This window comes from Lentzea guizhouensis (genome assembly GCF_001701025.1).
Lineage (GTDB): Bacteria > Actinomycetota > Actinomycetes > Mycobacteriales > Pseudonocardiaceae > Lentzea > Lentzea guizhouensis.
Genome location: NZ_CP016793.1, coordinates 2,451,515 through 2,475,635, shown reverse-complemented (window position 1 = coordinate 2,475,635; position 24,121 = coordinate 2,451,515). Strand labels below are relative to the sequence as shown.

The following is a 24,121-nucleotide window of genomic DNA, read 5'->3' as shown; positions in this document are numbered from 1 at the left end:
ACTAGCGTCGCAGGGCCGAGGGCAGCAGGTACTGATCTTCCGGAATGCCCGAGTCGCGGAACCACGCCTTGAAGAACCCGTCGAGCTGCTGCCCCGACGCCTTCTTGAAGTGGTCCTCGAACTGCGGCCAGGACGCGTTGCCGTCGCGGTGCTGCGCGGTCCAGTTCTGCAGCGCCTTGAAGAACACCTCGTCGCCGACCTGCTTGCGCAGCGCGTGCACCGCGAGGATGCCCTTGTCGTACACGCCGCGGAACTCGTTGCCCTGCCCCATGTCGTAGAGCTTCGGCGACCAGAACCGGGAGCTGTCGCGCCTGTCCTCCATCTCGCGGCGGTAGCGGTCGTCGAGGTTCTCGCCCTCGTGCTCGGCCCACAGCCACTGCGCGTACGACGCCAGACACTCGTTCAGGCAGATGTCCGCCCAGTTCTGCAACGTCACCGAGTCGCCGAACCACTGGTGGGCGTTCTCGTGCACGACGGTCTCCAGGTCTGCCCACGCCGCGTAGATCGGCCGGGTCTGGGTCTCCAGCGAGAACCCGATCTGGTCGGCGACCCAGATGCTGCCGGCCGCGCGCTGCGGGTACGGGCCGAACTTCTTCTCCAGCAACGCGAGCACCTCGGGCAGCCGGGCCTGGATGGGCTTCTTCGCCGCGGCCGTACCCGGCGCGTAGGCGTCGATCACCGGCTTGCCGTCCGGCAGCTGCGAGCGGACGATCTCCCACTTGTCGATGGCCACCGTGACCAGGTACGTCGCCAGCGGGGTGTCCTCCTGCCAGGTGTAGGTGGTCCAGCCGTCACCGCGCAGCCCGGTGCCCTCGACGCCGTTGGAGACGACCGACCAGCCGTCCGGGACGCGCGCGGCGAGCTTGAGCGCGGCCTTGTCGCGCGGCGTGTCGTTGGCGGGGAACCACGTCGTCGCGGAGTGCGGCTGACCTGCGGCGAACGCCCCGCCGGTGGACGAGACCTGCCAGCCGCTGCGGCCGAGCGAGGCGTCGTCGATCGTGGTCGGCTTGCCGCCGTAGGTGACGAGCGTGAGGAACGGCCTGCCCTTCGCGACCGGGGCGGAGGGCGTGATGACGAGCTCGTGGTCGCCCTCCTGCGTGAACTTCGCCGGCTGGCCGCCGACCTTCACGTCGCTGACCGTCAGGCCCTCGAGGTCGAGGTTGAACCTGGCCAGGTCGTCCGTCGCGGTCGCGGTGATCGTCGCGACGCCGTTCAGCTGCTTCGTGCCGGGGTCGTAGTTGATCGCCAGGTCGTAGAGGGTGACGTCGTAGCCGCTGTTGCCGTCCGTCGGGTAGTACGCGTCACCCGCACCGGCACCCGCCTCCACGGCGGCCTGCGGTGAGGTCTTCCCCTGCCCGGCCGGGTCACCGGTCGGCGTGCGCAGCACGACCACCAGACCGGCGACGAGCACCAGCAACACGAGGGCGACGAGGTACGGACGGGCCTTCATGCGTTTAATCATCCCCGTGTCGGTGGTGGAGTTCGGCGGAACCGGTCAAGGCGTCCTGCTGTTGCACGGCCTGATGAGCAGGGCCACCGCCTGGTGGCCCGTGGCGCAGTGGCTGACACCACACGGCCGCGTGGTCGGGATCGACGCGCGGGGGCACGGCCGAAACCCGCACCGCGGCCCCTTCCGCACCGAGGACTTCGTCGCCGACGCGGCTCGCGCCATCGAGGAGCTCGACCTCGGGCCCGCTGTCGTGGTCGGGCACTCCATGGGCGGGCTGCACGCGTGGTGTCTCGCGGCATCCCGTCCGGACCTGGTCAGCGCGATTGTGGTCGAGGACTTCGCCCCGGACAACAGGGGCCGCACGATCGACGAGTGGAAGTGGTTCTTCGACGCCTGGCCGGTGCCGTTCCAGTCGCTCGCGCACGTGACGTCGTTCTTCGGCGCGCCGGTGTTCGCCGAGTACTTCGAGGAACGCGAAGACGGCTGGCACCTGATCGCGGCGATGGACGACCTCTACGAGATCGCCGCCGAGTGGGGCACGCGGGCGTACTGGGAGCAGATCGCCGCGGTGCGCTGCCCGTCGCTGGTCATCGAGGCAGGTCAGGGCGGCCAGCTACCGGAGCAGATGGTGGAGGCGGCGCGGTTGTCCGGCGGGCAGTACCTCTACGTCCCCGAAGCCGGGCACTTGGTGCACGCCACCGCGCCGTGGGTCTACCGCGGTGCCGTGGAGGCCTTCTTGAGCACGTCGATCTCGCCGGTCTGAGTGTCCACGACCGACACCTCGCGGACCTTCGCGCGGATCGGCTCGACGGGGAAGACCTCGGCGAACGCGGTCTTGATCGCCGCCTCGCCGACACCGTGCACGAGCGTGCAGTGCGGGACCCAGCTGCCCGGCAGGTAGTAGGCGTTCGGGTTCTTCACCTTGCCCGCGAGCACGTCGTGGATCGCCGAGTGGACGGCGAGCAGCTCGGCGTCCACCACGGCGGCGAGCATCAGCACGTTGTCGACCGTGGAGAACGTGCTGAGGTTGTGCAGCCACAGGTCCGGCAGCCAGAGCCGTTCGAGGTCCTCGCGCAGCTCCTTGCGCACCTTGGGGCCGATGGTCGTGGCCACGGCGTAGGTGAGGTGCGGCGGGTGGTCGTGCTGCGCGCCGATGCGCCGTTGGAGGTCGCGGATCTTCTTGTCCGCGTCGTCGTCGAAGAACGCCACCAGCGCGTGCATCAGTGTTCTCCCGGCAGCGCGAACAGGCCGTCGCGCGTCTGCTCCACCAGGCCGTCGTCGAGCAGGGAGACCAGGCACTTCTCCCGTTGCGTGACGTCGTTCCAGACGAGGTCGAGCTGGACCTTCGGCACCGGGCCGGGGGAGCCGCGCAGCACGTCGAGCAGCTTGCCCCGCACCTGCCGGTCGGTGCCCGCGAACTGCTGCACCTTCTTCACCGGTCCCGCGTAGGCCGGACGTCCGTTGCGCTGCCACGCGCACTCGGCGTAGAGCGGGCAGTCGGCGCACTTCTGGTTCCTCGCCGTGCAGATCAACGCGCCGAGCTCCATCAACGCGGCGCTGAACACGGCGGCGTCGTGCTGGTCCTCCGGCAGGATCGCCTCGACGTCACGCAGATCGCGCTTCGTCGACGGTGGCCCGGCATCGCCCGCACCGTGCACAGCGCGCGCGACGACCCGGCGGACGTTCGTGTCCACGACGGCGCACTTCTGCCCGTACGCGAACGTGGCCACCGCACGGGCCGTGTAGCTGCCGATGCCCGGCAACGACTCCAGCGTCTCCACGTCCGACGGCACGACATCACCGTGATCGCGCGCAATGGCCGTGGCCGCCTCGTGCAACCGCAGCGCGCGCCTCGGGTAGCCGAGCTTGCCCCACATCCGCAGCACCTCGCCCTGCGGGGCCGCGGCCATCGCACTGGGCACCGGCCACTTCGCCAGCCACTCGTGCCAGATCGGTTCCACGCGGCTCACCGGCGTCTGCTGCAGCATGATCTCGCTGATCAGCACACCCCAGGCGGTGCACTCGGGACGGCGCCACGGCAGGTCGCGGGCGGCGGTGTCCCACCAGCCCAGCAGCAACTCGTGATTCATCGCCGCCATTGTCGCAAACGCACGCGGAAAGCTTTCGTACTCTCTGACAGTACGGAAGCTCCCCGCGTGCGACAGCGTCAGGCGGCGGCGGTCTCCGCGGCGTCGACCTCGCGCAGCTCGCCGGTGTGCACGTCGTAGACGAACCCGCGGATCTTGTCCGTGTGCGGGATGAACGGGCTGCGGCGAAGACGGGCCATCGAACCGCGCACGCTCTGCTCCACGACCTTGAACGCCTCGACGGCCCAGGTCGGCCGCAGACCGGTGTCGGCCTCCAGCTCGTCCTTGAAGTCGTCCTCGGTCACCATCTCGAGGCCGCAGTTCGTGTGGTGGACCAGCAGCACCTCACGCGTGCCCAGCTTGCGCTGGCTCAGCGCCAGCGAGCGGATCATGTCGTCGGTGACGACACCGCCCGCGTTGCGCAGCACGTGCGCCTCACCCTGCTTCAAACCGAAGATCTCGAACACCCGGATGCGCGAGTCCATGCAGGTCAGGATTGCCACCTGCAGGGACGGCTTCGCGGACGAACGATCTCCGGGAACCACGTTCCCGAGCTCGTAGTTCCGCTTGAGCAGCTCGTCGATCGCGGTCATGACACACCTCCATGGCCTACCGGCGGACCCCCGCCCGATGGAACTTGAGTTAGCCCGCGTTCACAAGAGGTTTCCGCTCCATATCACGTTCACCGGATCGAGCTAGGCTCGCCTACGCCTCGATTCCACCGACTCCCGTTACGTTCGGGCCGTGACCGAGCCCACAGGACCGCTCCCGTCGTCGGTGTACTGGCGCCGCCGCATCGCCGCGATCGGTGCCGCCCTGGTCACACTGCTGGTCCTGATCTGGGTCATCGGCCTCTTCGGCTCCGGTTCCGACCAGCCGGCCCAGCCCACCAACGCGGCCGCGGCCTCCTCCTCCACCCCGCCGCCCACGATGTCCGAGACGGGCCCGGCGTCCTCGACGACCTCGCCGGCCGCCACGACCCCGCCGCCCCCACCGCCACCGCCTCCCGGCCCGCCGCAGCCGTGCCCCGACGACGTGATCGGCGTGGTCGCGAAGGTCGGCAAGGCCTCCTACACCCTCGGTGAGCAGGCGGAGCTGTCGATGGACGTGGCGAACAACGGCGAGGCGCCGTGCATCAAGGACATCGGCCGCGAGCACCGCGAGCTGACCGTGCTCACCGCCGACGGCGCCACGGTGCTGTGGTCGAGCAACCACTGCCTGGCCGCGGTCGGCAAGGAGATGCGGGTGCTCGCGCCGAAGGAGATCTTCACCTTCGGCACGAGGTGGGCCGGCTCGACCTCGAAGCCGGGGTGCGGCGCGCACACCCGGCTGGGGGCGGGGGACTACCTGCTGGTGGCGAAGCTGGCCGGGAAGTCCAGCCAGCCCACCGTGTTCCGGCTCGGGAACTGATCCCGCGAACCGATCAGGGGCCGAACCAGCGCTCCTCGGCACCACCGCGCGGCGGTCCCGAGGTCTTGCCGATGATCAGCTCGGTCGCCAGGTTGACCGACCGCGGCCGCGTCCGCTCGTGCGCGTCGAGCAGCAGCTTGCCCGCCGCCCTGCCCTTCTCCAGCACCGGCTGGCGGACCGTCGTGAGCCCAGCCTCCTCGGCGGCGCGGATGCCGTCGAACCCGGTCACGGTCAGGTCGTGCGGCACCCGCAGGCCCCGCCGCCCCGCCTCGGTCATCGCACCCAGGGCCAGCACGTCGGACGTGCAGATCAACGCCGTGATCTGCGGGTCGCGGTCCAGCACCTGCGCGGCACCCGACGCGCCGGAGGAGGTGTTGTGGTCGAAGCGCTCGACGACGGGCACCTGCGACCAGTCCACGCCCGCCTCGCTGAACGCCTCGGCCAGCCCGGACAGGCGGTTGCGCTGCACGTGGAAGTGCGCGGCGTGCTGCCGGTCCGGCGTCACGAAGCCGTCGTTGCGGTCGCGGGCCAGGCGCATGCACACCACGCCGACGCGGCGGTGGCCCAGGCCGATCAGGTGCTTGGCGAGCTCGTACATGGCGCCGCGGTCGTCGATGCCCACGCGGTCGACGGTGCCGAGGTCGGGCTGGTCGCAGACGACGGTCGGGACCGGGCGCTCCAGCACGGCGGCCAGGTGCGGGTCGTCGTCGGGCACCGAGTAGACGACGAAGCCGTCGACGCCGGCGCGGTGCACGGAGGCGACGTCCTCGCGTTCCGGGTTCGCGGGCACCAGCAGCAGGCCGGTGCCGGCGTCCTCGCACGCCAGGGCGAGACCTTCGAGGAACCCGATCGCGGCCGGGTCGCGGAACGCGTAGGAGAGGTTCTCGGTGAGCAACAGTCCCACCGCCCCGGCCTTGCGCGTGCGCAACGAGCGCGCCACAGGATCCGGGCCGGGATAACCCAGCCTTCGGGCCGTGTCCAACACCCGGCGACGCAGCTCGGGCGAGAGCTGGTCGGGCCGGTTGTAGGCGTTGGACACCGTTGTCCGGGAAACGCCCAGCTCAGCGGCCAGAGAGGCCAGCGTCGCCGGACGTCGCACATGCATCGACCGCGCCATGAAAGGACCGTAACGGTTCAGAACCAATTCGTGAAGTCAGGGTGACCCGCGTCCCTCAAATGACGCATCCGCGCTGGTCGTTCCGTCTGCCTTGTTCAGAAGTTGGTCCAGACCAATATGAGCCATCGGGCGTCTTACTTCGGTGGCGCGGACGATTCCCGCACGACCAGCCGCGGCCGGAACACGCGGGTGTAGTTGTCGGTGCTCTGCCTGCGGCGATCCGGGTCGAGCCGCAGCACCAGCTCGTCGATCGCGGCCGCCGCCATCTCCTCGATGGGCTGCGCGAGCGTCGTCAAAGCGGGCGAGGAGTAGGCGGCCAGCGGGATGTCGTCAAACCCGACGACCGAGAGCTGGTCCGGTACCGAGATCCCCCGTTGGTGGGCCTCCCGCATGACGCCCAGCGCCATGTGGTCCGACGAGCAGATCACCGCGGTCGGCATGACCGTGTCGATCAGCTGCGCCAGTGCCTCGCCACCGCCCTCGGCGCTGAACGGTGCGTGCGCCACGTACTCCGAGCCCGCCGGCAGGTGCTGCTCCTCCAGCGCGGCCGCCCACCCGGCGCGCTTCAGGCGTGAGGGCAGGGACCGCGCGGGACCCGACACGAACCCGATCCGCTCGTGCCCGAGCTCGATCAGGTGCTTGGTCGCCGTGTAGCCCGCGAGCTGCTCGTCCACCGTCACGTCCGGCACGTCCAACGCCGGCGTGGCGCCGTTGAGGAAGACCATGTGCACGCCGTCCGCGAGCAGCTTCGCGTAGTAGCTCGGCTGCGGCGCCTGCCCGAGCGGCACCTCGACGTTGGTGATCTCCGGCGACACGAACACCATGCCCTCGACCCCGCGGGCCAGCAGCATCCGGACGTACTCCTCCTCGCCCATCGGCGCGCCGCTGCGGGTGTTGCACAGCAGCGAGGAGTAGCCGAGCCGCGCGGCGCGGGTCTCCAGCGCCTCGGCGAACGCGGGGAACACCGGGTTCGAGAGCTCGGGCACCAGCAGCCCGATCACGCCGGTCCGCTGCAAGGCGCCGAGTCCGCGCGGGGTGTACGGCATCTCCGCGAGCACCGACAGCACCCGCTGCCTGGTCTCGTCGTTGACGCCGGCTCGCCGGTTCAGCACCCGGCTGACGGTCGAGATGGACACCCCGGCTGCCCTCGCGATCTCGGACAGTCCGGACACGTTGCCTCCCTGGTCAGCTCGGTTGCGGGGCCAGCCTGCCGTGTTCAGAAAAAATTTGCAACGACGGTTTGCAGGACAACGCCGTTACGGCTTGGTTACGGTCGATGTCTTGACCTGACCATGGTTCGGGTAGTGAAATCGCCCGCAACATTCTCGCAAAACCTTGCAAGACCCCTCATCTCGCTGGGAGATGAGGCCCAGCTGGAGGGAACGGCAGCAACGATGCGACGGACAACCCTCGTGACCGCCATGGCGACGGGTGTCGCCCTCGTGCTCACCGCCTGTGGTGGTGGCGGATCGAGCAGCAACAGCGGATCCGACTCGGGCGAGGTGACCTTCTGGGACACCAGTGGTCCCAACGAGAGCCCCGTGTTCAAGAAGATCGCCGAGGACTGCGCGACCAAGGGCGGCTACAAGGTCAAGGTCGAGACGCAGGCCTTCGACACCGCGCTCGCCAACTACAAGACCGCAGCGCAGGGTGGCCAGGGTCCCGACGTCTTCCGCGCCGAGGTCGCCTGGGTGCCCGCGCTCGCGAAGCTCGGCTACGTGGCCGACCTGAGCGACACCGACCTCGCCAAGGACACCTCCGACTTCCTGGAGGCTCCGCTGGGCTCGACGAAGTTCGAGGGCAAGACCTACGCCGTGCCGCAGGTGACCGACTCGCTGGCGCTGTTCTACAACAAGAAGAAGCTCGCCGACGCCGGTGTCGAGCCACCGAAGACGTGGGACGAGGTCAAGGCGGCCGCCGCGAAGCTGGGTGGCGAGAAGTCGATCTTCCTCAACAACGACGCGTACTACGCGCTGCCGTTCATCTACGGCGAGGGCGGCGACCTGGTCGACGCCGCGTCGAAGAAGATCGTGGTCAACTCCGAGCAGAACGTGAAGGCGCTGCAGACCGCGAAGGGCCTGCTCGACGCCAAGGCCGCGTTCACCTCGCTGGACGCCACGAACTCCTACACCACGATGCAGGCGGCGTTCACCAGCGGTGACACCGCGATGGTGATCAACGGCCCGTGGTCGGTCGCCGACTACCTCAAGGGCACCGCGTTCACCGACAAGGCCAACCTGGGCATCGCGCCGGTCCCCGGCCCCACCGCGGGCAAGGGCAGCGCGCCGGTCGGCGGCCACGACTACACCATCCGCCAGGGCACCAAGGCGAAGCAGTCGTCGATCAAGCTGATCCAGTGCATGGCGTCGGTCGAGTCGCAGGCCGCCATCGCCAAGGACCTCGGCCTGCTGCCGACCCGCAAGTCGGCCTACCAGAACGCCGACGTCAAGGCCAACGCCGTCGTCGCCGCGTTCGAGCCGGTCACCAAGGTCGCGCACGAGCGTGCGTGGATCCCCGAGGGCGGCCAGCTGTTCGACCCGCTGAAGATCGCCTACGCCGACGTCCTCGCCGGCAAGAAGGAGCCGAAGGCGGCGCTCGACGACGTCGCCAAGGCCTACAAGGAGCAGGTCGTCCCCGAGTACTCGATCGGCTGATTGGTGTTGAACGGCCGGGGTTGCACGCCCCGGCCGTTCGCCTGAGGTTCGGAGGAGATCGGTGCGTCGGTTCCTGGACCGGTACTGGTACGCGTATGCGATGGTGCTGCCGGTCGTGGTGGTCATCGCGGTGTTGGTGCTCTACCCGCTCGCCCAGGGCGTGTACTTCACCTTCACGAACATCAACGAGGGCAACATCGCCAACCCGGTCCTGGACCGGCCCGCGTCCTACGACGTGGTGGGCTTCAAGAACTACCTCAACATCCTGTCCGGCGGCGACTCCTACGGCGCCTTCTGGGGCACGCTGGTCCGCACGCTGGTCTGGACGTTCGCCTGCGTGTTCTTCCACTACACCATCGGTCTCGGCCTGGCGATGCTGCTCAACCGCCAGGTGGCGGGCCGCTCGCTCTACCGCGTGCTGCTGATCCTGCCGTGGGCCGTGCCCGCGTTCATCAGCGCGTTCGCGTGGAAGTACATGTTCAACGCGCAGTACGGGATCATCAACCAGGTCCTGCGCGCGATCGGCCTGCCGGACCCGGTCTGGCTCGGCCAGTCCGACTGGGCGCTCGTGTCCGTGATCATCGTCAACGTCTGGCTGGGCACGCCGTTCATGATGGTGGCGCTGCTCGGTGGCCTGCAGTCGATCCCCGGTGACCTCTACGAGGCGGCGGAGGTGGACGGCGCCACGCCGTGGCAGCGGTTCCGGCACGTGACCCTGCCGGGCCTGCGCTCGGTGTCGTCCACGGTGATCCTGCTCGGCATCATCTGGACGTTCAACATGTTCCCGGTGATCTACCTGGTGGCGGGCCCCAACCCGAACACCCGGATCCTGGTGACCTACGCCTTCGAGCGCTTCTTCTCCGGCGCGTCCCGCGACTACGCCATCGCGTCGACCTACGGCGTGCTGATCCTTTCGGTGTTGTTGGTGTTCGCCGCGGTCTACCGGCGGGCGCTGCGCAAGCAGGGCGAGGTGTGGTGACATGACGCTCGATGCTTCGTCTCTCCAGGTGGTGCGGGCCCCCGAACGCCGGCTGCGCCGCACGGACCGCTCCAAGGGCGCGTCGGCGTTGCTGCACGGCGCCCTGGTCATCGCGTCGATCATCTCGGTGTTCCCGATCTTCTGGGTGTTCGTCACCTCCCTGAAGCCGGACGCCCGCGCCGTCGAACCGACCCCGAAGCTGTGGAACGAGTCCTCTTTGGACAACTACAGCCGCGTGCTGGCCGGCGAGAAGGGCGACTTCCTCGCCTGGTTCGGCAACTCCGTGGTGATCGCGCTGCTGACCACCGTGCTCGGCGTGTTCATCTCGGCCACGGCGGGCTACGCGGCCTCGCGGTTCCGGTTCCCCGGCAAGCGCGGCCTGATGATGTCGTTCCTGCTGGTGCAGATGTTCCCGTTCGCGGTGCTCATCGTGCCGCTGTACAACATCCTGATCGCGTTGGGGCTCAACGGTTCCACGATCGGCCTGGTGCTCGTCTACTGCACGACGGCGGTGCCGTTCTGCACGTACATGCTGAAGGGCTACTTCGACACCGTGCCCGCCGACATCGACGAGGCGGGCCGCGTGGACGGCCTCTCCCCGTTCGGCGTGTTCTGGCGGCTGATCATGCCGCTGGCCAAGCCGGGCCTCGCCGTGACGGCGTTCTACGCCTTCCTGACCGCGTGGGGCGAGGTCGCGTTCGCGTCGGCCTTCCTGTCCGCGGCGGACGAGTCGAAGACCCTCGCGGTCGGCCTGCAGGTGTTCGTGCAGCAGAACAGGACGGAGTGGGGCCACCTGGCCGCCGCCTCCATCCTGGTCGCCATCCCCGCGATCGTCGTGTTCTACCTCGTCCAACGGTTCCTGGTGCAGGGCCTCGCGTCCGGCGCCGTCAAGGGCTGACGGTCTCCTCCCGCACCGGCCGGTACCGCACGTCCACCTCCGAGTGGGGGTCGTCGGTGTCGAGCCGGTGCAGGTGGATCGGCCGTGCGCCGGGGTTGTCGTAGAACCGCAGCCCGTCGCCGAGCAGCACGGGGGCGATGTGCACGGCGATCTCGTCGACGAGCCCGCGCTCCAGCAGCTGCCTGCCGATGGTCGGCGAGAGCACGGCCAGGTCCTTGCCGTCCGCGGCTTCCAGGCCGATCCGCACCGCTTCGGCCACGTCGCAGTTCAGGAACGTGACCCCTGCTGCCTGTGGCACGTCCTCGGGGTGGTGGGTGAGGACGAACAGCTTGCCGACGAACTGGCCGCTGTACGCCACGGCCGGGTCGGGGTAGGCCTCCCAGCCCTTCCTGCCGCCGAGGAGCGCACCGGTGCGCTCCTCGTAGTCCTTGGCGAGCCCGGAGCCGGCGGTCGTGTGCGCCAGCCAGCCCATGCCGTCGTTCACGTCGGCCACGAAGCCGTCCAGTGACATCGAGAAGTGCAGTCGGACGTTGCCCATCGGTCGCTCCCGTCGTCGTTTCCCACCAGGACAGACCGGGATACCGCCGTGGACTCATCGGTTCGGCCGCAACGTAAGCGCTTACGTTGTCGATCTCCCGCGACGTAAGCGCTTACGTCTGTTCCCGTAAGCGCTTGCAATGCCTAACGTCGCCGCCAGACAAGCGGTGAAAGGTGCGTCACATGGCAGAGGTGTCCTACGTCAAGGCGTCGCGGGTGTTCTCCGGCAACCCGCCGGTCCGCGCGGTCGACGAGCTCTCGCTCGAGGTCGCGGACGGCGAGTTCCTGGTGCTCGTCGGCCCGTCCGGTTCCGGCAAGTCGACGGCGCTGCGCATGCTCGCGGGCCTTGAGGACATCGACGAGGGCGCCATCCACATCGGCGGCAAGGACGTCACGAACGTGCCGCCGAAGGGCCGGGACATCGCGATGGTGTTCCAGTCGTACGCGCTCTACCCGCACATGACGGTCGCGGAGAACATGGGCTTCGCGCTCAAGCTGCGCGGCGTCAGCAAGACCGAGATCAAGGCGAAGGTCGAAGAGGCCGCCAAGATGCTCGACCTGCAGAAGTACCTGGAGCGCAAGCCGAAGGCGCTCTCCGGTGGTCAGCGCCAGCGCGTCGCGATGGGTCGCGCCATCGTCCGCGAGCCCTCCGTGTTCCTCATGGACGAGCCGCTGTCCAACCTGGACGCCAAGCTGCGCGTCGAGACCCGTGCGAACATCGCGGCCCTGCAGCAGCGCCTCGGCACCACCACGATCTACGTCACGCACGACCAGGTCGAGGCCATGACGATGGGCCACCGCGTCGCCGTGCTGAAGGACGGCCTGCTGCAGCAGTGCGACACCCCGCGCGCGCTGTACGACCGCCCGGCCAACGCGTTCGTCGCCGGCTTCATCGGCTCGCCCGCCATGAACCTCAAGACCGTGCCGATCTCGTCGGAGGGCGCGAAGCTCGACGGCGTCATCGTGCCGCTGTCCCGCGCCGCGCTCGACGCCGCCGGCGGCCTCGACGAGGTCACCTTCGGCATCCGCCCCGAGGCCCTCGGCATCGTGCCGTCGACCGAGGAGGGCATGGAGATGACCGTCGAGCTGGTCGAGGAGCTCGGCGCCGACGCCCTCGTGCACGGTGCCGTGAAGATCGGTGACTCCGCGCAGCGCTTCGTCGTCCGCGTCGACGGCCGCACGCCGCCCACCCTGGGCCAGCACGTCAAGGTCGCCGTCCGCGACCACACCGAGATCCACCTGTTCCACCCCGAGACGGGCGACCGTCTGGAGGCGTGATTCACACGTCAAGGCCCCCGGCGTGACCGTCGGGGGCTTTTCCATGTCGTAAGCTGAACTCGACAACGGTTTCCATTACCTGATCGAGGGACGGCGTGATGACTCTCCGCAACGCTCTGGTCGGCACTCTCGCCGTCGTGAGCCTGGCCGCGTGCGGCACGACCACGCCGTCCGCCGACAACGGCAAGATCCAGGTCGTGGCCTCCACCAACGTGTGGGGCAGCGTCGTCGCCGCCGTCGGTGGCGACGCGGTCGAGGTCAAGGCACTGCTGGCCGACCCGTCCGCCGACCCGCACTCCTACGAGAGCAAGCCGGCTGACGCGGCGCTGGTCAAGGACGCGAAGCTGGTCGTGTTCAACGGCGGCGGCTACGACGACTTCTTCGCGAAGCTGATCACCAGCGACGCCACCAAGAAGATCGAGGCGTTCCCGCTGCGCGAGCACTCCCACGCAGAGGAGACGACCTCCGCCGCCCCGACCTCCGAGGCGCCCGCCGACGACCACGGCCACGACCACGCCGAGAACGAGCACGTCTGGTACGACCTGCACACCGTCCAGGCGGTGGCCGAGGCCGCGGCGAACGAGCTGGGCGCGCTCGCACCGGACAAGAAGACGACGTTCGAGAGCAACACCCAGAAGTTCACCGCCGCGCTGGAGGACCTGGAGAAGAAGATCGCGGGAGCGGGCACCGGCAAGAAGGTCGCCGCCACCGAGCCGATCGCGCACTACCTGCTCGACGAGGCCGGTGCGGAGGACGCGACCCCCGAGGCGTTCAGCAAGGCCGTCGAGGAGGAGTCCGACATCCCCGCCGCCGCGCTCGCGTCGATGAACCAGCTGGTCGAGGGCAAGCAGGTCAACGTGCTGGTCAACAACACGCAGACCGAGAACAACGTCACCAAGCAGCTGGTCGAGAAGGCCAAGGCCGCTGGCGTGCCCGTCGTCGAGGTCACCGAGACGTTGCCGCAGGGCGTGACCAGCTACCTTGACTGGATGAGCAAGCAGGTGGACGCCCTTTCGCAGGCGCTCAAGGCATGACCGCGATCTCGCTGCGCGGGGCCCGGCTGTCCTACGGGGACAGGGTGCTGTGGGACTCACTCGACCTCGACGTCGAGCCCGGTGAGTTCCTCGCGGTGCTGGGCCCGAACGGCTCGGGCAAGACCAGCCTGATGCGCGTCCTGCTGGGCCTGCAACCGCTGTCCTCCGGCACGGTCGAGGTCTCCGGCGGCAACCGCGCCATCGGCTACATCCCGCAGCAGCGAGCGCTCGACCAGTCCATGACCCTGCGCGGCCGCGACCTCGTCGGCCTGGGCCTCGACGGCAACCGCTGGGGCATGGGCCTGCGCGGTCGCACCGGCCGCCGCATCCGCGTCGACGCGGCCATCGAGTCCGTCGGCGCCACCGCCTACGCCGACTCGCCCATCGGCCTGCTGTCCGGCGGTGAGCAGCAGCGGCTGCGGGTGGCGCAGGCGCTGGTCGGCGACCCGACCGTGATGCTCTGCGACGAGCCACTGCTCTCGCTCGACCTCGCCAACCAGCGCGTGGTCAGCGAACTGATCGACAAACGCCGCCGCGAAGCCTCCACCGCCGTCCTGTTCGTCACCCACGAGCTCAACCCGGTCCTGCCCCTGGTGGACCGGGTGCTGTACCTGGTGGGCGGCCGCTTCCGGGTGGGCACTCCGGAGGAGGTCATGAGCTCGGCCGTGCTGTCCGAGCTCTACCGCACCCCGGTCGAGGTGGTCCGCGTCCGCGACCAGATCCTGGTGGTCGGCGCCGGCGCCTGCGAAGAACAAACCCACCACCTCTCGGCCGGAGCCGCGTCGTGACCTTCCTCGACCTGCTCGCCCTGGACTTCGTCCAGACCGCCCTGATCGCCGCCGCCGTCCTCGGCCTCGTCGCCGGCGCCCTGGGCCCGTTCATCGTGACCCGCAAGATGGCCTTCGCCGTCCACGGCACCTCCGAGCTCGCCTTCACCGGCGGCGCGGCGGCCCTGCTGCTGGGCGTGGGCGTCGGCTACGGCGCGCTGGCGGGTTCGATCATCGCCGCGGTGCTGCTCGGCGTGCTGTCGCGGCGGGAGAGCGACCGGGACTCGGTGATCGGCGCGATCCTCGCGTTCGGGCTGGGCATGGGCATCCTCATGCTGGCGCTCTACAAGGGACGGTCGTCGAACAAGTTCGGTCTGCTGGTGGGCCAGATCGTCGGGGTCGACTCCACCGACCTGCAGCTGCTGGTGGTGTCGTCGGTGGCGGTCCTCGTGGTGCTCGCCGTGATCTACCGGCCGTTGTTCTTCGCTTCGGTGGACCCGGACGTGGCCGTGGCCCGTGGCGTGCCGGTGCGGGGGTTGTCGATCGTCTTCGCCGTGCTGGTCGGCGTGGCCACCGCGCTGTCGGTGCAGGTCGTCGGGGCGTTGCTGGTGCTGGCGTTGATGATCACGCCGGCCGCCGCGGCGATGAGGCTGACGGCGTCGCCGGTGCGGGCGGTGGTGCTGTCCGTGGTGTTCGCGGAGGTGGCGGCGGTCGGCGGGATCCTGCTGTCGCTGGAGCCGGGGTTGCCGGTGTCGGCGCTGGTGACCGCGGTGAGTTTCGTGATCTACCTGCTTTGCCGCGGGGTCGGGGCGGTGCGGGGGCGGCCCGCTCGGGTCGCGTAGGGCCCGCGCCGGCTCGTCAGGGGGCGATCACCGCGGCATAACCCGCTCGGACGTCGCCGTCGGACGGGCTCACGTACCTGTTCGGCGGCGGGCCGTCACCCGAGGCGAAGAACGTGCCGGGGCAGCTCGTGCCACCGATCTCCACCCTGGTCTCCACCACGACCTTCCCGGTCCGCAGCTCGTAGGCCTTGACCGGGATCGCGATCTTGCGGAAGGTCACGCTGCCGACCTGGCCGCTGCGGGTGGACCGGTACGGACAGGTCTGCGTCGGGGCACCGAACTCGGTCTGGCCGGTGCACACCACCAGCACGGCCTCGCCGACGTCGTGCGTGAGCCAGTCACCGGGCAGCTTGTCCACGTGCTGGCGGTTGCCCCAGACCACCGCCCGGTTGACGGCGCCCCTGCGGAACTCGGGCGCGCCGCTGTAGGCGGCGGGCCGGGAGCAGTAGCCGCCGTGCAGGTTCCGGACGTGCGCCAGCTCGGCCGCGAGCCTCGCCTTCGTGACCCCCTCCTGCGCCTTGCCGGTCAGCTCGTGTCCCGGGTGGTCGTCGAGCAACTGCTGGTACCGCTGCTGGGCCACGCGGAAGTCCCTGGCCGCCATCCGCACGTCACCGCACCCGAGCAGTGCGGCGGGTGCGACGCGCGGCACCGCGGTCGCCGCCCGGTCCCGCCCGTCGCCGGTGGGTTTCCTGGCCTTCAGCCAGTCGGTGAGCGAGCTGGTGCGGCAGGCGTCCTCCGTGGGCAGGCCGTCGAGGAACCGGTCCAGCGCGACGTCGGCCATCCGGTCGTGGCCGGGCAGCGCCGCCAGCACCACGCCGAGGCCGCGGAAGCCCTCACCCAGCGCGTCCGTGTCGCCCTCGGCCAGCGCGGCGTCGAGCCTGCCCGACGCCTCCCGGAGCCGCCGGCACGCGTCGACGGTCCGGTCGGTGCGCAGGGTCATCGGTGCGTCGGCCACGCGGTGACCGAACCAGACCTTCGCCAGCTCGGTCTCGGCTCGCGCGCAGTCACCCTGCTGCCGCGCCTCGGTGACGTTCCCCTCGAGTCGTGCGGCGTCGAACCGCACCAGGCCGAAGACCAGCAGCACCGGAACCGCGACGGCGAGCGCGACCCGCCGGTGCCGGCGCACCACCGAACCGGCTCGCCCGCTCCCGAGGTGCCAGCCGTGCCAGGTCATGGCCGCCCACCACACCAGCACCGCCACCTCGAGCCACACCGACGGCACGGCGACGACGACGCTCACCAGCACGGCGGTCCCCAGCAGGGTCAGGAGGGCCAGCAGGCGCCGTCCCAGCAGGAGGTACCCGATGCTGAGCAGGGAGGCGTTGCCGATCGCGGCGGCCACCGCGTCGCGGGGCCGCGGCTCCGGCTCCGGCGCGGGCACCGTCGGGTGCGGGAGCCACGTGGTCGCTCCTGGCAGGACGGCGACCTGGGGATCGTCGACCCGGTTGGTCTGGTTCTCGGATGGCGTCGGCTGACCCATGGTGGTCCCTCCCTCGCGGACGGGACCATGGTTTCGCTGCCGCAGGCTCGTTGACCCGCCATGACCTGTTGTTGCCACCGAGCACGCGCGCGGGCCGGGCGTGAAGCCGCGGCCCCGGCTCAGGCCGAGCGTGACGTGATCGGCTTCGTGACGTCGTCCTGGCGCGGCGCCGGCATCAGCCGCGGCGGGATGTCCAGGCCCGCCACCCGCACCTGGTTGCGGCCGTTCTCCTTCGCCTTGTACAGCGCGGCGTCCGCGGAGTGCTGGGCGGTGGCCATGTCCGGGCCGTTGTCCGGGATGACCGCCACGCCGATCGAGGCCGAGATGGCGCGCAGCGAGTCGCCGTCCGGTTCGGTGGGCTGGGTTTCGCGGCCGTACAGGGTGACGACGTTGCGGTGTTTGTCGGTGGTGGGCACGGCGAGCAGGCCGATGGCCTCGCGGATGCGTTCGGCGATCGTGACGCCCTGGGCGACCGGGGTGTCCTTCAGGGCCACCACGAACTCCTCGCCGCCGTCGCGGCCGGCCACGTCGCCGGGGCGCAGCTTCTCGCGCAGGATGCGGCCCACCTCGGCCAGGACCGCGTTGCCCGCCGGGTGGCCCCAGGTGTCGTTGATGCGCTTGAAGTGGTCCAGGTCGATGACCAGGACGGTCATCGGGACGCCGTCGAGGCGGCAGCGTTCGGCGAGGCGGCCCGCGTACTCGGTCAGGCCGTTGGTGTTGAGCAGGCCCGTGCGGTAGTCGGTGTGGGCGTCGGCGGCCAGGCGCTGGTGGAGTTGTTCCTGTTCGCGCAGCAGGCGTTCGAGGTGGGTGCGGCGTTCGGCGGCGCGGGACAGCAGGGCGTTGACCAGGATGACCGGGACGACCAGCAGGAGTGGGCCGACCCAGTGGGAGGTCATGAGCATGCCGAGCATCGCGCCGGCGCCGAGGGTGCTCATCTCCAGCATGTTGTCGACGCGGGAGCCGAGGAAGTCGAAGACCTTCGAGTTCGGGGTCACGATCTTGAAGGCGACCGCGACGGTCATCACCTGGACGAACCAGTAGAGGACCGCGGCGAGCGACAGGACCAGGACCAGGCCGAGGTCCGTCGGCACGTTCCCGGTGGCCGCCAGGGAGACGCCCGAGAGGTGGACGAGCGCCCACGAGAGCAGGGTGGAGGCGAGCATGGAGGCGGTGCCGAAGACGAAGCGGTACGGCTGACGGCGGGCGATCGGCTGGATCAGGATGCGCATCCAGATAGTGGCGACCACGGCCAGGCCGCCGGGAAGTGCGACCGCGGCGGCGAAGGTCCAGACCGAGGTCAGGTCGATGTGGGGGCCGGAGGCCTCGTTGCGGCGGGCCTCTTCCGCGCGGCGGACGATCGTCAGGTGGATGGTGATCGCGGCGATGAGCGCGCCGAAGCGGAGCCAGTCGGAGGTGGAAACCGGGGCGAGGTTCGCGAGCAGCCAGATGGCCGCACCGGCCACGGCCGCTTCGAGCACGAAGAAGTACGCGATCGCACTGGGCGCAACGGTCCAAAGGTCCCAGTTGCGAATCGGAGTCAATCCGAGTGCCCGCGATCGCCCGCGATCAGTCAAACTGTTCTTCACCACGACCCCCTACGCTCATGACACCCATCATGAGCAAAGCCGCCGCTGACCCGGTCGTAGACCACCGCGCTGCTGCTCGTCGCAACGAGGAGGTGTCCTGCCATGAGCAACCGTGACTTCTGACACCACCCTCCAATGCTCTTCCGGAACCTCCGCGTTTGAGGTGCCTCCTCGATCGGGATATCGCTATTGGTGACCGTTCTGTTTCAGATTGCCACTGCCTTGCTGTCGTTGCGACCCCGCGCCCGTCGCCAGGCGAAGGTGGCGTGCGTCGCCAACAGCAACCCGATGCCCCCCGCGCCCGCGATCGTGGCTGTGATCGAGCCGATCGAATGGGCGACGACACCGGCCAGCGCCATTCCTCCGCCCTGGCTCGAGCGCAGTGCCGCACGCCCAATGCCATAGGCCCTTCCGCGGTACTGGTCAGGAAGTAGTCGCATCCACGCCGAACGAGCGGGCGTGTGATAAGCACCGCCTATACCGGCGATGACCAACAAAACGATCGTCCACGTCAGGTTCGGGTGGAACGCGAACATGACCAGCGGCGCCAGCGACAGGATCGCGAGCGGACCGATCAGGCGTTCCCGCTTCGCCGGGTCCCGCACGATGCGGAACAGCAACGCCACGCCGAGCACGTTCGCGGCCGGTTCGATCGCGAGGATCAGGCCCACCGCCCACACCGCGTCGAGGCTCGCCGCGAGCGGTACCGCGAGGCCTTCCGGGACCATCGCGAGGCCCGCGAGCAGCCGGACGCCCAGCAGGGTGCGCAGCCGCGGCTCCGAGATCATCAACGTCAGCGCGCCGCGCGGTTCGTCGTCCTTCTTCTTGCGGCCCAGTGGATCTGCGGCAGGGCGGTGCTTGACCGACACCTGGACCAGGATCGCGGTCAGCGCGAACGTCACGGCGTTGATCGCGAGCGCGACGCCGGGGTTCGTGTGGGCGACGAGGAAGCCGGCGGCGGCCAGACCCGCCATCTGGGCGATGTCGACGGACGTGCCGAAGAGCGCCACACCGTCGTCGTAGCGCTTGGGCGGCAGCACGTGCGGGAGGCTCGCCTCCTGGGCCGCGAGGTACGGCGAGGAGATCGCCAGCACCACGACCAGCAGCACGATCATCGCCCACAGGGGCATGCCCGGAATGGCCATCACAGCCATCAGCACGGCCTGCAACCAGGCCGTCGTCACCATTACCGTGCGTCGCGGGAACCGGTCGGCCACCCACCCCAGCAAGGGGCCGGAAATCAGCGGCGGGAAGAGCGTCAGCGACCACGTGAGCGCGGTCCACGCTGCGGATTGTGTTCGTTCGAACACGAGCAGCGACAATGCGACCGCCGCGAGTTGGTCACCGGCGGTCGAGGCGGTCGAACCGATCCACATGGCGCGGAACTCACGCAAACCCACGAGCTCGCGGAGGGTGCCGCGCGCCGTCATGAGCGTCCTCGGCGCGCCGCGGCCCAGGCGTGGCGAATCAGCTCGTCCTGATTCGTTCTACGCCGAGTCACGTCGCCCCCGCCGGTGGTAATCAATTCCTATCGACAATCACGGTAGAAGCTGCCTGACCGTTCAACGTCTGTCCTACCACAGTGTGTACCTAAACGGAGCAGGCCAGTTACCTAAAGTAGTTACAATAGCGAAACGCAGGGCTGATCTTCTTCACAGTTGACCTCGGCTTCGCCTGGTTGGACCCCAAATGGTCACGCAACGTGCCACGAGGTGCCAATCGGGTGTCACCAGCTGGGCTGACCGGTGCAATCCGCTCCAACTCTCGTCCGGCGCCACCCGGCGGGCCCTGCAAGAAAAGAACGTACCCCGCGTCCGGGAGTGGCGCGGAATAGGCCACGCCGATTGTCATCGCGGTCACCCGCAAGGGTTTGGCAACAGTCGAACGGATGGTTTCCCGCTTGCGGCCCGAAGTCGGATCCGCAGGCGGGAAAACGATCACCAACGTCAGCTGCCGGACCGCCTTTTTCGTGGCCCGGCAGCGACTTGCGTCAGCCCTTGGCCGCGACCCGGCGGCGGCGCGCGACTTCGGCGAGCACCACACCGGCGGCGACGGACGCGTTCAGCGACTCGACCCCGGTGGCCATCGGAATGGACACCGTCTGGTCGCAGGTCTCCTTCACGAGCCGGCCCAGCCCGCGGCCTTCCGAGCCCACGACGACCACCAGCGGGCCGGTCGCGAGCTCGAGGCCGTCGACGTCCACGTCGCCGTCCGCGTCGAGCCCGACGATCATCAGGCCGGCCTCCGCCCAGTCACGCAGCGTGCGCGTCAGGTTCGTGGCCATCGCGATCGGCAGCTTGGCCGCCGTGCCCGCGCTGGTCCGCCAGGCAACCGCCGTCATCGACGCGCTGCGCCGCTGCGGCAGCACCACGCCGTGCGCCCCGAACGCCGCCGCCGAGCGCACGACGGCACCCAGGTTGCGCGGGTCCGTCACGCCGTCCAGCGCCACCAGCAACGCGGGCTCGTGCGCCCGCTGGGCCAGCTCCAGGACCTCGTCCGGCGTGGCGTAGTCGAACGGCGGCACCTGCAGGCCGAGGCCCTGGTGCATCGCGCCGCCGGTGATCCGGTCGAGCTCACCGCGGGCCACCTCCAGCACGGAGATGCCCCGGTCGGCGGCCAGGCGCACGGCCTCGGCCACGCGGTCGTCCGCGTCGATGCCCAGCGCCACGTACAGCGCCGTCGCCGGCGTGCCCGCCCGCAGGCACTCCACGACGGGGTTGCGGCCCGCCACGGTCTCCGCCTGGGCCTTCTCGGTCTTCTGGCGGCGCTGCGTCTTCACGGCCTCGGTCTTCGCGACGGCCTTGGCCCGCTTGTAGGCGGGGTGGTTCGGGCGTTCCGACGCCTTCGGGGTCGGACCCTTGCCCTGCAGGCCCTTGGACTTCTGCCCGCCGGAACCGACGACCGCGCCCTTCTTCGAGCCCGGATTGCGCATCGCGCCCTTGCGCTTGGAGTTGCCAGCCACGGAAGTCAGTCGTCCTTCAAAGTCCACTGCGGACCGTCGGGGGTGTCCTCGACGGCGATGCCCGCCTCGTCCAGCTGGTTCCGCAACGCGTCAGCGCGCGCGAAGTCCCTGGTCTTGCGAGCTTCCTGCCGCTCGACGAGCAGCCGATCCACCAGCGTGGTCAACGCCTGCCGCATGCCGGTGTCGGCGGTCGACGCGTTGTTCCACTTCGGCGACAACGGGTCGACGCCGAGGATGTCGGCCATGCGGCGGACGCACTCAGCGGCCTCGCGGGCCGTGGTGTCGTCGCCGTCGGCGAGCGCGGTGTTCCCCTGGCGCACCTTGTTGTGCAGCGCGGCGAGCGCCTGCGGGGTGCCCAGGTCGTTGTCCATGGCCGTCACGAAGTCCGGGCACATGGGGCCCACGGCGTCGATCGGGCCGAGTCTCTCCACGGCGCGGCGCAGGAACGACTCGATGCGCCGGTACCCGGTCACCGCGTCCTGCAGCGCGTCCTCGGAGTACTCGATGTTCGACCGGTAGTGCGGGCCGACGAGGTAGTAGCGCAGCTCGGCCGCGCTGACGACCTTCAGCATCTCCGGGATCGACACCACGTTGCCGAGCGACTTCGACATCTTCTCGCCCGACATCGTCACCCAGGCGTTGTGCATCCAGTAGTTCGCGAAACCGTCGCCGGCCGCGCGCGACTGCGCCTGCTCGTTCTCGTGGTGCGGGAAGATCAGGTCGAGCCCGCCGCCGTGGATGTCGAAGGTGCTGCCCAGGTAGGTGGTGGCCATCGCGGAGCACTCGAGGTGCCAGCCGGGCCTGCCGTTGCCCCACGGCGTCGGCCAGGACGGCTCACCGGGCTTCGCGGCCTTCCACAGCGTGAAGTCGCGGGGGTCGCGCTTGCCGCGGACCTCGGTCTCGCCCTGCTGCTGGTCGTCGATCTTGCGCCCGGACAGCGCCCCGTACCCGGGGAACGAGCGCACGTCGAAGTAGACGTCGCCGTCCACGTCGTAGGCGTGGCCCTTGTCGACCAGCCGCTGCATCAGCTCGACCATCTGCGTGACGTGCCCGGTCGCGCGCGGCGCGTACGACGGCGGCAGGCAGCCCAGCGCGTCGTAGGCGCTCTCGAACGCGAGCTCGTGCGTGTACGCCCACTCCCACCAGGGGCGGTCGTGCGCCGCGGCCTTGGTGAGGATCTTGTCGTCGATGTCGGTGACGTTGCGGACCAGCGTGACGTCGGCACCGTCGCGCTTGAGCCAGCGGCGCAGCACGTCGAAGTTCAGACCGCTGCGCACGTGCCCGATGTGCGGGACGCCCTGCACCGTCGCCCCACACACGTAGATCGACGCCGCTCCGTTGACCTGCGGGTGGAACTCCCGCATGCTCCGGCTCGCGCTGTCGTAGATGTGGAGGCTCACACGGGAATGGTACGGGCCACATCCAGAAGAGCAGTGGGCCGGTCACTCGTCGGAACCGGATTGACGAGCCGGAAGGCGCAACCGATGGCCTCCGCTCCGCCGTCCGCCTCCTGGCTGTCGCCGACCATGACCGCGTCCTGAGGTGCGATCCCGAGCCGTTCGCAGGCGGTGGTGAAGATCTTCGGGTCGGGCTTGATCACGCCCTCCTCGTAGGAGAGCACGAACTCGTCCACCAGGTGCGTCATGCCGTACAGCTCGAACACCGCGCGGATGTCCCACCCGATGTTGCTGACGACCGCGACCGGCACGTCGGCCAGGTGCTCCAGCGTCGCCTTGGTGTCCGGGTAGGGCCGCCACGACTCGGGGCTCAGCAGCTGGTCGTAGAGCGCCTCGGCGTCGGGGACCAGCGCGTCGCGGAGCACCTTCACGTGGACCCAGCGGTGGACCTCGGGGTCGAGGTCGCGGCGGTTCCACGCGTCGGCCAGCTCGGGGTCGATGCCGTCGGCGATGCCGACCGGTGCGGTGAGCGCCCGCATCAGGTCGCCGTTGGACTCGAGGTCGGGGTGCTCGAGCCGGAAGAGCGTGCCGGAGAAGTCGAAGAGAGCGGCGCGGATCGTCACGCCGCCGACTCTACGTGCCACCGGGCTAGTTGGTCTGGACCTTTGTGAGCTCTGCCTCGACCTCCGCCGCGTCGTAGTCGATGGTCAGCCGCAGCTCACCCGACCCGCGCGCCGCGCCGAACCGCTCCACGAACTCGTCGATCTGCCGCAACGGCTGGTCCGCGAGCCGCGCGGTGGCGGAGTAGAGCGCGCGGAACTTCTCCGTGGTGGCGGTGCCGCGCAGCTCGGCGGCCCACACCAGCAGGTTGTCGTAGACCTCGACGAACATGGTGGCCAGCCGGGTGATCTTCTCCTCGTCGCCCCGCTGGCCGTTCGCGCCGAACGCCAGCAGCTGCCGTTGCGGGGAGAGGACCTCCTCGATGGAGTTGATGATGTTGTCGAACGCGCGCGTGCGGGCGGTGAAGTAGTCGAGGGCCTCGGTGTCGGTGGTGAACGTGCGGACGTTCTTCGCGAACGCCATGTCGTGGTCGACGCGCTTGCTCTTCAGACCGCGCAGCCCCGCGCGCACGGTGTCCGCGAACAGGGCGTACTCCCAGCCGGCCGCCGGCTGCGCGGGCGTGCCCGCGCCGAGCTTCTGCGCGACCATCTCGGCGAGCCGCACCGGCGTGAACCTGGTGCCGTCGAGGTAGCCGACGCCGGTGCGCAGGCCGGGCAGCACGGTGTCGTCGAACCGCACCGGCAGCACGTACTCCTGGTCCTGGGTCATGGCCCGGTCGAACGCGCTCTGGCGCTCGTGCTTGGTCCACATCTTCTCGGCGTAGTGCCGGGAGACGAACATCAGGCAGTACCGCGACTGGTTGCGGTAGATCTCGTCGAGGTACTCGGTGAGGTTCTTGCCCCAGAGGTCCACCTGCGCGTCGTTGTCGTAGAAGATCCGGACGCCGAGCGACTTGAGGTGCTGGGCCACCTCGTCCACGTAGGTGCGGTCCTCGCCGGCGAACGACAGGCAGACGTCGTACTTGGTCACCGCGCCGACTCTAGTAGTGGGAACCATCACGTCCTGACGGAAGTTCTCCATTC

Annotated in this window: 23 protein-coding genes; 9 read left to right on the top strand and 14 right to left on the bottom strand. The window is 69.6% G+C overall.

All coding sequences use genetic code 11. The annotated features are described in order from the left end of the window. Position 1: 1 nt before the first annotated feature. Positions 2–1,450, bottom strand: a complete 1,449-nt coding sequence (locus BBK82_RS12400; protein ID WP_154697265.1) for a M1 family metallopeptidase — start codon at positions 1,448–1,450, stop codon at positions 2–4. Here BBK82_RS12400 and BBK82_RS12395 point away from each other — a divergent pair. Then, on the top strand, positions 1,449–2,213 hold the full coding sequence (locus BBK82_RS12395) for an alpha/beta fold hydrolase (protein ID WP_083268780.1): 765 nt from the start codon (positions 1,449–1,451) through the stop codon (positions 2,211–2,213). The two genes, BBK82_RS12400 and BBK82_RS12395, sit on opposite strands and share 2 nt — an antisense overlap. Here the strand turns inward: BBK82_RS12395 and BBK82_RS12390 are convergent. The 3 genes from BBK82_RS12390 to BBK82_RS12380 all read right to left on the bottom strand — a co-directional run bounded on the left by BBK82_RS12390 (position 2,162) and on the right by BBK82_RS12380 (position 4,130). Next, complete coding sequence (locus BBK82_RS12390; protein WP_083267927.1) at positions 2,162–2,671, bottom strand: 2'-5' RNA ligase family protein; 510 nt, start codon at positions 2,669–2,671, stop codon at positions 2,162–2,164. The genes BBK82_RS12395 and BBK82_RS12390 overlap by 52 nt on opposite strands. Beyond that, positions 2,671–3,540 (bottom strand): HhH-GPD family protein, encoded by an 870-nt coding sequence (locus tag BBK82_RS12385; protein WP_065921007.1) that lies wholly within the window; start codon positions 3,538–3,540, stop codon positions 2,671–2,673. Before BBK82_RS12385 ends, BBK82_RS12390 begins: the two co-directional genes overlap by 1 nt. A gap of 77 nt (positions 3,541–3,617) precedes the next feature. Then, the gene (locus tag BBK82_RS12380) at positions 3,618–4,130 is read right to left on the bottom strand and encodes a beta-class carbonic anhydrase (protein ID WP_065915148.1); all 513 of its coding nucleotides are present in this window, start codon (positions 4,128–4,130) and stop codon (positions 3,618–3,620) included. Positions 4,131–4,281: 151 nt separating this feature from the next. Between BBK82_RS12380 and BBK82_RS12375 the strand changes: the two genes are divergently transcribed. Further along, positions 4,282–4,947 (top strand): hypothetical protein, encoded by a 666-nt coding sequence (locus BBK82_RS12375; RefSeq protein WP_154697264.1) that lies wholly within the window; start codon positions 4,282–4,284, stop codon positions 4,945–4,947. Positions 4,948–4,960: 13 nt separating this feature from the next. Here the strand turns inward: BBK82_RS12375 and BBK82_RS12370 are convergent, their stop codons facing one another. Then, positions 4,961–6,064: a LacI family DNA-binding transcriptional regulator gene (locus tag BBK82_RS12370; protein WP_071812588.1), complete on the bottom strand. Its 1,104-nt coding sequence runs from the start codon at positions 6,062–6,064 to the stop codon at positions 4,961–4,963. A 134-nt stretch (positions 6,065–6,198) separates the two neighbouring features. After that, the gene (locus BBK82_RS12365) at positions 6,199–7,236 is read right to left on the bottom strand and encodes a LacI family DNA-binding transcriptional regulator (RefSeq protein WP_065915145.1); all 1,038 of its coding nucleotides are present in this window, start codon (positions 7,234–7,236) and stop codon (positions 6,199–6,201) included. A gap of 222 nt (positions 7,237–7,458) precedes the next feature. Here BBK82_RS12365 and BBK82_RS12360 point away from each other — a divergent pair, with 222 nt between their 5' ends. The 3 genes from BBK82_RS12360 to BBK82_RS12350 all read left to right on the top strand — a co-directional run bounded on the left by BBK82_RS12360 (position 7,459) and on the right by BBK82_RS12350 (position 10,595). After that, complete coding sequence (locus BBK82_RS12360; protein WP_065915144.1) at positions 7,459–8,718, top strand: extracellular solute-binding protein; 1,260 nt, start codon at positions 7,459–7,461, stop codon at positions 8,716–8,718. Between the two features lie 61 nt (positions 8,719–8,779). Continuing rightward, positions 8,780–9,697: a carbohydrate ABC transporter permease gene (locus BBK82_RS12355; RefSeq protein ID WP_065915143.1), complete on the top strand. Its 918-nt coding sequence runs from the start codon at positions 8,780–8,782 to the stop codon at positions 9,695–9,697. Between the two features lies 1 nt (position 9,698). Continuing rightward, entirely contained in the window at positions 9,699–10,595 is an 897-nt protein-coding gene (locus BBK82_RS12350) for a sugar ABC transporter permease (RefSeq protein ID WP_065915142.1), read from the top strand. Here BBK82_RS12350 and BBK82_RS12345 read toward each other — a convergent pair. After that, positions 10,585–11,133 carry a dihydrofolate reductase family protein gene (locus BBK82_RS12345; RefSeq protein ID WP_065915141.1) on the bottom strand — a complete coding sequence of 183 codons (549 nt, stop codon included), beginning with the start codon at positions 11,131–11,133 and terminating at the stop codon, positions 10,585–10,587. The two genes, BBK82_RS12350 and BBK82_RS12345, sit on opposite strands and share 11 nt — an antisense overlap. Positions 11,134–11,315: 182 nt before the next feature. Between BBK82_RS12345 and BBK82_RS12340 the strand changes: the two genes are divergently transcribed. The 4 genes from BBK82_RS12340 to BBK82_RS12325 all read left to right on the top strand — a co-directional run bounded on the left by BBK82_RS12340 (position 11,316) and on the right by BBK82_RS12325 (position 15,053). Beyond that, a complete protein-coding gene (locus BBK82_RS12340; RefSeq protein WP_065915140.1) occupies positions 11,316–12,410 on the top strand; it encodes an ABC transporter ATP-binding protein in 1,095 nt (364 codons plus the stop codon). Between the two features lie 98 nt (positions 12,411–12,508). Then, positions 12,509–13,444 carry a metal ABC transporter solute-binding protein, Zn/Mn family gene (locus BBK82_RS12335; RefSeq protein WP_065915139.1) on the top strand — a complete coding sequence of 312 codons (936 nt, stop codon included), beginning with the start codon at positions 12,509–12,511 and terminating at the stop codon, positions 13,442–13,444. Next, a complete protein-coding gene (locus BBK82_RS12330) occupies positions 13,441–14,232 on the top strand; it encodes a metal ABC transporter ATP-binding protein (protein WP_065915138.1) in 792 nt (263 codons plus the stop codon). Before BBK82_RS12335 ends, BBK82_RS12330 begins: the two co-directional genes overlap by 4 nt. Beyond that, complete coding sequence (locus BBK82_RS12325) at positions 14,229–15,053, top strand: metal ABC transporter permease (protein WP_065915137.1); 825 nt, start codon at positions 14,229–14,231, stop codon at positions 15,051–15,053. Before BBK82_RS12330 ends, BBK82_RS12325 begins: the two co-directional genes overlap by 4 nt. A gap of 16 nt (positions 15,054–15,069) precedes the next feature. On the opposite strand, the gene BBK82_RS12320 is transcribed toward BBK82_RS12325, so the two are convergent. From BBK82_RS12320 to BBK82_RS12290, 7 genes are all read right to left on the bottom strand, one after another. Further along, entirely contained in the window at positions 15,070–16,533 is a 1,464-nt protein-coding gene (locus BBK82_RS12320) for a hypothetical protein (protein ID WP_083267926.1), read from the bottom strand. 119 nt (positions 16,534–16,652) lie between these two features. Continuing rightward, positions 16,653–18,074: a GGDEF domain-containing protein gene (locus BBK82_RS12315; RefSeq protein WP_237048149.1), complete on the bottom strand. Its 1,422-nt coding sequence runs from the start codon at positions 18,072–18,074 to the stop codon at positions 16,653–16,655. A 251-nt stretch (positions 18,075–18,325) separates the two neighbouring features. Then, complete coding sequence (locus BBK82_RS12310; protein ID WP_065915136.1) at positions 18,326–19,549, bottom strand: MFS transporter; 1,224 nt, start codon at positions 19,547–19,549, stop codon at positions 18,326–18,328. Positions 19,550–20,109: 560 nt separating this feature from the next. Further along, on the bottom strand, positions 20,110–21,081 hold the full coding sequence (gene rlmB, locus BBK82_RS12305) for a 23S rRNA (guanosine(2251)-2'-O)-methyltransferase RlmB (protein ID WP_065915135.1): 972 nt from the start codon (positions 21,079–21,081) through the stop codon (positions 20,110–20,112). A gap of 5 nt (positions 21,082–21,086) precedes the next feature. Next, positions 21,087–22,481: a cysteine--tRNA ligase gene (gene cysS, locus BBK82_RS12300; RefSeq protein ID WP_065915134.1), complete on the bottom strand. Its 1,395-nt coding sequence runs from the start codon at positions 22,479–22,481 to the stop codon at positions 21,087–21,089. Further along, the gene (locus BBK82_RS12295) at positions 22,478–23,101 is read right to left on the bottom strand and encodes an HAD family hydrolase (protein WP_065915133.1); all 624 of its coding nucleotides are present in this window, start codon (positions 23,099–23,101) and stop codon (positions 22,478–22,480) included. Before BBK82_RS12295 ends, cysS begins: the two co-directional genes overlap by 4 nt. A 25-nt stretch (positions 23,102–23,126) precedes the next feature. Continuing rightward, the gene (locus BBK82_RS12290; RefSeq protein WP_065915132.1) at positions 23,127–24,068 is read right to left on the bottom strand and encodes a toll/interleukin-1 receptor domain-containing protein; all 942 of its coding nucleotides are present in this window, start codon (positions 24,066–24,068) and stop codon (positions 23,127–23,129) included. Between the last annotated feature and the right edge of the window lie 53 nt (positions 24,069–24,121).